Source organism: Bifidobacterium sp. UBA6881 (assembly GCA_002451435.1).
Taxonomy (GTDB): Bacteria; Actinomycetota; Actinomycetes; order Actinomycetales; family Bifidobacteriaceae; genus Bifidobacterium.
The window spans coordinates 43,483-50,730 of sequence record DKCF01000038.1 but is presented as its reverse complement, the minus strand read 5'-3'; the positions used below and the strand labels follow the sequence as shown (position 1 = coordinate 50,730).

Sequence of the window (7,248 nt, the reverse complement as noted above, 5' to 3'; positions counted from 1 at the left end):
TCGCGATCTGCAGCGGCAGAAGGATGTTCTCCTTGGCGGACAGCGTCGGTACCAGATTGAAGGACTGGAAGATGAATCCGATCTGGTTGCGGCGCAGGTCGGTGAGCTGCTTCTGGTTCATGGACGAGACCTCAAGGCCTTCGACGACCACCTTGCCGGAAGTCGGCGTGTCCAATCCGGCCATGCAGTGCATCAGCGTGGATTTTCCCGATCCGGACGGACCCATGATCGCGGTCATCTCGCCGCGGTTGAACGAGACGTTCACATGGTCGAGCGCCGTGACCTGGTTGCCCTGCGAGCCGTAGATCTTGGTCAGATCGATCGCTTGGGCCACGATGTGTTCGTCGATGCTGCCGATGTGCCCGGCATGTTTGGAATGACGCGCCATGATACCGCCTGTTTCTTGGATTGCGTTGTTCGTCTTCAGTCTATCGGCACAAGCGCACATAATGGTAGGAAGGGCAGGGGGCGGTTGGATGACGGGCGCCGGCGCGCGGAACGGCATGGTGCGACGGCGTGACATGGACGTGAATGGATGAAAGGACCGGCGATGCGACTCACCGATGACGTCGACGCGTTCGACGCGTATCTGAAGGCCAACCGTGGATTGAGCGCCAACACGCGCAAGGCGTACCGCGGCGACTTGAACGAATGCATGGACTATCTGGCGGACCACGGCTGCGCCGACCTCAACGAGACGACCATCGAGGACCTGCGCATGTGGATGGCGGAATCGTCCAAAAGCCATGCGCGCAGCAGCATGGCGCGCAAAACCGTCGCGGTGCGGTGCTTTTTCGCATGGGCGCATGAGCATGGGCGCGTCCGATCGAATCCGGCCGCGATGCTGATGACGCCGAAAATACCCGATGCGCTGCCGGCGGTGCTCAACGAATCGCAGGCCGAACGGCTGATGGACCGTGTCGACGAGGAAAGCGGCGAGCATGCCGGCGCGCGTGAGGCGGTCCCGCCGCACGGCGATCAGGACGCCGCGTCTTCGGAATCATCGACGGCGTCTAGGGATGGGAAACGGCATGCGGTCGAACTGCGCGACGCGGCGATGCTCGAGCTGCTGTATGCGACGGGCATGCGCGTCGGGGAATTGACGGGGCTTGATGTCGGCGATGTGGCGTTCTCCAACCGCACCGCGAAGGTGACCGGCAAGGGCGACAAGCAGCGCGTCATCCCGTTCGGGGCTCCGGCCGCCCGTGCGTTGGAACGATGGCTGGAGGACGGACGACCGCGTCTGGCGAATGGCCGGTCGGGCGGCGCGCTGTTCCTCGGCGCGCGCGGCGGGCGCATCGACCAGCGGATCGTGCGGCGGACGGTGCACGAATACGCGCATGACGCCGGCGTGCCCGACATCAGCCCGCACGCGCTGCGGCACAGCGCCGCGACGCACATGCTCGACGGGGGAGCGGACCTCCGCGAGGTGCAGGAGATGCTCGGACATTCCTCGCTCAAAACCACCCAGCGGTACACGCACGTCTCCATCGAGCAGCTGAAGGCGCGGTACGCCCAGGCGTTCCCCCGCGCGTGACGCCGCTCCCCGCCCGTGGATGCGATGGATGCCTGTTGTCCACTTCCGCGTCCGCCTGTCGGGATGCTGCGTCGTTGTCCCTCAATCGCGCGACAATGGTTTGCCAAGAGCTGAGCAAAGGTGGACGTCGATGTCTTTGACTTCGACGCCCACCTTCGCTTTGCGTGAAGCCCTTATGGGGCTTCGACACACAGCAAAAGGAGAACAATATGAAGAGGAAGGCTTTGGCGCTCGTCGCCGCGGCATGCGCTTTCGGCATGCTGCTGGGCGGTTGCGGATCTTCCAACAACACTGCTTCTTCGGATGACGGCAAGGACATCATCACCGCCTACAATTCCGAACCGCAGAACCCGCTCATCCCGGGCAACACCAATGAGACCGGCGGCGGCATCCCCGGCGACCTGCTGTTCGCGCGTCTGGTGTCCTTCGACACGAAGGGCAACGCGCAGAACGAAGTCGCCGAATCCATCACGTCCAACGACGACGGCACCCAGTTCGACATCAAAATCAAGAGCGGCTGGAAGTTCACCGACGGCACCCCGGTGACCGCCGAATCCTTCACCAAGGCGTGGAGCTACGTGGCCAACGCCAAGAACGCCCAGAAGTGCTCCTCGTTCTTCTCCACCATCAAGGGCTTCGACAAGCTGCAGGACGCCAAGAACCTCAAGGGCGACGAGCAGCTCGAAGGCCTCAAGGTCGTCAACGACCACGAGTTCACCGTCGACCTGAACCAGCCCGACTCCGTGTTCGCCATCAAGATCGGCTACCTCGCCTTCGCCCCGCTGCCGGAATCCTTCTACAAGGATCCGAAGGCCTTCGGCGAGAAGCCGGTCGGCAACGGTCCGTACAAGTTCAAGTCCTGGAGCCACAACAAGCAGATCGAGCTCGTCAAGAACAACGCCTACAAGGGCAACGACGTGGCGAAGAACGACGGCGTGACCTTCAAGATCTACACCGATGACGAGGCCGCGTACGCCGACATCCAGGCCGGCAACCTCGACGTGATGAACTCCGTCCCGACCTCTGCCTCCAAGACCTTCAAGTCCGACTCCTCCGTCCAGCCGTACAACAAGGCCGGTTCCGTGAGCCAGACCTTCACTATCCCGTCGTCGCTGGAACACTGGCAGACCAACACCGAGGAAGGCCAGCTCCGCCGCCAGGCGCTGTCCATGGCCATCGACCGCGGCGCCATCTGCAAGAAGGTGCTCAACGGCCTGGGCACTCCGGCAGTCGAATTCACCTCCCCGCTCACCCCGGGCTACTCCGACTCCCTCAAGGGCAGCGAGAACCTGAAGTACAACCCGAAGAAGGCCAAGGAACTGTGGGCCAAGGCCGAGGCCATCTCCCACTACGACGGCAAGCTCACCTTCGCGTACAACGCCGATGGCGGTGCCAAGTCGATCTACGACGCCGTGGTGAACTCCGTGAAGAACACCCTGGGCATCGACGTGGCCACCAACCCGATTCCTACCTTCCAGGAATTCCGTAACGACGTGACCAACCGTTCCATCAAGGGCGCCTTCCGCACCGGATGGCAGCCGGACTACCCGTCCCCGGAGAACTACCTCTACCAGCTGTACTCCTCCGCGGCAGCCGACGGCAACGGTTCGAACGACGGCGACTACAAGAACGCCGAGTTCGACAAGCTGTGCTCCGAGGCCTCCGCAGCGAAGAGCACCGACGAGGCCAACAAGATCTACCAGCAGGCTCAGGAGATCCTGCTCAAGGAGCTTCCGGCCATCCCGCTGTACTACTCCAACGCCACCGGCGTCGCCGCGACCGGTGTGAAGGGCTTCGAGATGGATTGGCAGAACCTGCCGGTCTACACCGAGCTCACCAAGTGAGGCTGACGGCGGGCCCCGACCCGTCGTAGGAATCGCTTCACTGTGAAGGGAAACAGGTTTCGGCCTGTTTCCCTTTTTCGTATTTCCCGGTTCCCCGCCGGCTGCGCAGAAGGTTTTTCGCAGCCGTTGAAAGGCGGATTCTCAGGCTTTCTTCAGTTTGGCGCAACATAGAAGTCTGTCGATGCGGTAAACTTACGGGGTATTTGATTCCGGTAAGACCTCTTTCGTAAGCCAGTACGGACTGGCGGCCAACCGGAATATGAAAAAAGGAGCAACCAAAAAATGGGCAAATATCTTCTGCGCCGCATTCTGCAGATGATTCCAGTGGTTCTCGGCACTACCTTGTTGGTATACGCTCTTGTCTTTGCTCTTCCGGGAGACCCGGTCAAGGCCATGTTCGGAGACAAGCCCGTCAACCATGCCGTGGAAATGCAGATTCGCGCCGAGTACAACCTCGACAAGCCGTTCATCATCCAGTATCTCCTGTTCCTGAAGAACGCGCTGACGCTCGACTTCGGCCAGACGTTCTCCGGCCAGTCGGTGCTCGGCGAGATCACAAGCGCCTTCCCGGTCACCATCAAGCTTGGCCTGATGGCGTTCGTGTTCGAAGCCATCTTCGGCGTGGTGTTCGGCGTGATCGCCGGCCTGAAGAAGGGCAAGTGGTACGATTCCGTGATCCTGATCGTCTCGCTGCTGCTGATCTCCGTGCCAACGTTCGTCACCGGCTTCCTCGGCCAGTATTTCCTCGGCGTGAAATGGCGCATCCTGCCGGTCACCGCAGGTTCCGATCCGGGATTCTTCGACCTGCTGATGCCGGCGATGGTGCTCGGCTCCGTTTCCATGGCCTACATCATCCGATTGTCCCGTTCCGAGATCTCCTCCAACATCTCCGAGGATTACGTGCGCACTGCGCGCGCCAAGGGCATGAGCAACAAGTCCGTCATGCTGCGTCATGTGCTGCGCAATTCGATGATCCCCGTCGTCACCTACCTCGGCCAGGATCTGGGCGCGCTGATGGGCGGCGCCATGATCACGGAACAGATCTTCAACATCCATGGCGTCGGCTTCCTGACCTACCAGAGCATCCTCAAGGGCGAAGCCAACGTCGTGGTGTCCGTGGTGACGTTGCTGACGCTGATCTTCGTGGTCTGCAACCTGCTGGTCGATCTGCTGTACGCCGCGCTTGACCCGCGCATCCGTTACGCGTGATAGGGAAGGAGTCGCAACTATCATGACCGATGAGAAAACAATGACCGCCCTTCCCGGGCAGGAACGCTACGTCGCCCCGATCGAGGAGACGCCGTTGCAGAGCGTCGACAACATCGACGATTCCGTCCCCGCCACCAGCATGTGGGCGGACGCGTGGCGCACGCTGCGCAGGAACCCGCTGTTCATCATTTCCGGACTGCTGATCCTGTTCATCGTCTTCGTGGCCTTGTTCCCGGGCGTGTTCACCAAGCAGGATCCGAATTACTGCACGCTGGACAACTCCCTGGAGCCAGCCTCCGCGGGCCACCCGTTCGGATTCGACGTCCAGGGCTGCGACGTGTACACCCGCGTGATCTACGGCACGCGCACCTCGCTGAGCGTCGGCATCCTGTCCACGCTGCTGGTGGTGCTGGTCGGCACGCTGATCGGTGCCATCGCCGGCTTCTTCGGCGGCTGGGTGGATGCGGTCCTCAGCCGTATCGTCGACATCTTCATGGCATTGCCGATGCTGTTGGGCGCCATCGTCGTGCTGCAGATGTTCCGCACCAACGACTCCATCTGGAAGGTCGTCCTGGTCCTCGCCCTGTTCGGCTGGGTCGGCACCGCGCGTATCGCGCGAGGCGCCGTGCTGGAATCGAAGAATCTGGAATTCAACACCGCGTCCACCGCATTGGGCTCCACGCCGATGCGCAACCTGTTCCGCCACATTCTGCCGAACTCCCTTGCACCGATCATCGTGGTGGGCACCACGTCCCTCGGCTCCTACATCGTCTCGGAGGCCACGCTGAGCTTCCTTGGCATCGGCCTGCCGACCACCACCGTCAGCTGGGGCGGCGACATCTCCAGCGCGCAGTCGATGCTGCGCACCGACCCGATGGTGCTGTTCTACCCGTCCGCGGCGCTGGCGATCACCGTTCTCGCGTTCATCATGATGGGCGACGCGGTCAAGGACGCGCTCGATCCGAAGAGCCGTACGGCCTGAGAGTAAGTGAGGAATTCGATGACTGAAATGAATACCGAAAATAGGCTCGAAGCCATGCAGCGCGCGAACGGTCCGCTTCTGGAGGTCAAGAACCTCCAGGTCGATTTCACGGCCGACAACGGCCGCGCGGTGCACGCCGTGCGCGATTCTTCCTTCAGCGTCTACCCGGGGCAGTGGGTGGCCATCGTCGGCGAGTCCGGTTCCGGCAAGTCCACCTCCGCCATGGCGGTGCTCGGATTGCTGCCCGGCACCGGCCATGTGGTCGGAGGCTCCATCAAACTCGATGGCCAGGAGATCTCCGGACTCAAGCAGAAGGAGTACGACAAGCTGCGCGGCTCCAAGATGGGCCTGGTCCCGCAGGATCCGATGAGCAACCTCAACCCGGTGTGGCGCATCGGCGCGCAGGTGAAGGAGGCCTTGGTCGCCAACAACATGGACATCGGCCATGAGAAGCGCTCGTCCCTGGCCACGGCGTTGGCCGGCGACGAGGTCGAGCTCAAGGGCGACGACGACGAGACCTTCCTTGGTTCCAAAGAGCTTCCGGAACTGCTGAAGGCGGCCAAGGAGGCCCTTGGCAAGGAGGGTGTGTCCGGAGACAGGCTCGAGACGGCCATGGCCCGGTTCGCCGAGGAATGGGTTCCGGGTTCCGAAACCCGCTGGCGCGTGGCCGACGGACTGATTAAGGCCGGTCTGAAGGACGACGACGCCTGGTACCTCGCCAAGAAGTATGTGGTCGGCTCCACGATGGACGACCGCATCGCCGGACTGCTGTCCGAGGCGGGCCTTCCCGACGCGGCGACCCGCGCCCGCCAGTATCCGCACGAGTTCTCCGGCGGCATGCGCCAGCGTGCGCTGATCGCCATCGGTCTGGCGTGCCGTCCGGAACTGCTGATCGCCGACGAACCGACGTCGGCGCTCGACGTGACCGTGCAGAAGAAGATCCTCGACCACCTGCACATGCTTACCGATTCCCTTGGCACCGCGGTGCTGTTCATCACCCATGACCTGGGTCTCGCCGCCGAACGCGCCCAGCACATCGTCGTGATGTACAAGGGGCAGGTCGTCGAATCCGGCCCGTCCCTGGAAGTGCTGCAGCATCCGCAGCACCCGTACACGAAGCGGTTGGTCGCCGCCGCGCCGTCCCTCGCCTCGCAGCGCATCATCTCCGTCAAGGAGCATGGCGGCGATGCGAAATCCGTGATGGAGCACGCGGTGAACGAGTCCTCGCTGAAGAGGGGCGAGACGGTCATCAGCGTGGACCATCTCACCAAGGAATTCAAACTGCCTCGCAAGACGGAGATGTTCAAGGCCGTCGACGACGTGAGCTTCTCGCTGAAGAAGGGCACCACGCTGGCGATTGTGGGCGAGTCGGGTTCCGGCAAGTCCACCGTCGCGAACATGGTGCTCCACCTGCTGAAACCCACCTCCGGCAAGGTGTTCTACCAAGGCCGAGACACCTCCACGTTCGACGCGAAGGACCTGCTGGGATTCCGCCGCCATGTGCAGCCGGTTTTCCAGAACCCCTACGGTTCGCTCGACCCGATGTACTCCATCTACCGTTCCATCGAGGAGCCGCTGCGCATCCACGGTATCGGAGACAAGAAGAGCCGCGCCAGCCGCGTGCGCGAACTGCTCGACATGGTCGAGCTTCCGGAATCCGTGATGGGCCGCTATCC

The 7,248-nt window shown here is 62.4% G+C and carries 6 protein-coding genes; 5 read left to right on the top strand and 1 reads right to left on the bottom strand.

All coding sequences use genetic code 11. The features are described 5' to 3' along the window. A partial coding sequence (locus B3C64_RS03225) for an ABC transporter ATP-binding protein (protein WP_291533680.1) occupies nt 1-388 on the bottom strand: 388 nt, incomplete at its 3' end. 162 nt (nt 389-550) lie between these two features. Between B3C64_RS03225 and B3C64_RS03220 the strand changes: the two genes are divergently transcribed. The 5 genes from B3C64_RS03220 to B3C64_RS03200 all read left to right on the top strand — a co-directional run. Beyond that, nucleotides 551-1,537 carry a tyrosine recombinase XerC gene (locus tag B3C64_RS03220; protein WP_291533679.1) on the top strand — a complete coding sequence of 329 codons (987 nt, stop codon included), beginning with the start codon at nt 551-553 and terminating at the stop codon, nt 1,535-1,537. 209 nt (nt 1,538-1,746) lie between these two features. After that, the gene (locus B3C64_RS03215) at nt 1,747-3,381 is read left to right on the top strand and encodes a peptide ABC transporter substrate-binding protein (protein ID WP_291533678.1); all 1,635 of its coding nucleotides are present in this window, start codon (nt 1,747-1,749) and stop codon (nt 3,379-3,381) included. A 282-nt stretch (nt 3,382-3,663) separates the two neighbouring features. Beyond that, nucleotides 3,664-4,590 carry an ABC transporter permease gene (locus B3C64_RS03210; RefSeq protein WP_291533676.1) on the top strand — a complete coding sequence of 309 codons (927 nt, stop codon included), beginning with the start codon at nt 3,664-3,666 and terminating at the stop codon, nt 4,588-4,590. A gap of 22 nt (nt 4,591-4,612) precedes the next feature. After that, nucleotides 4,613-5,572: an ABC transporter permease gene (locus B3C64_RS03205; protein ID WP_291533675.1), complete on the top strand. Its 960-nt coding sequence runs from the start codon at nt 4,613-4,615 to the stop codon at nt 5,570-5,572. A 27-nt stretch (nt 5,573-5,599) separates the two neighbouring features. Next, nucleotides 5,600-7,248: ATP-binding cassette domain-containing protein (locus tag B3C64_RS03200; RefSeq protein WP_414632156.1), on the top strand; the 1,649-nt coding region annotated here is incomplete at its 3' end.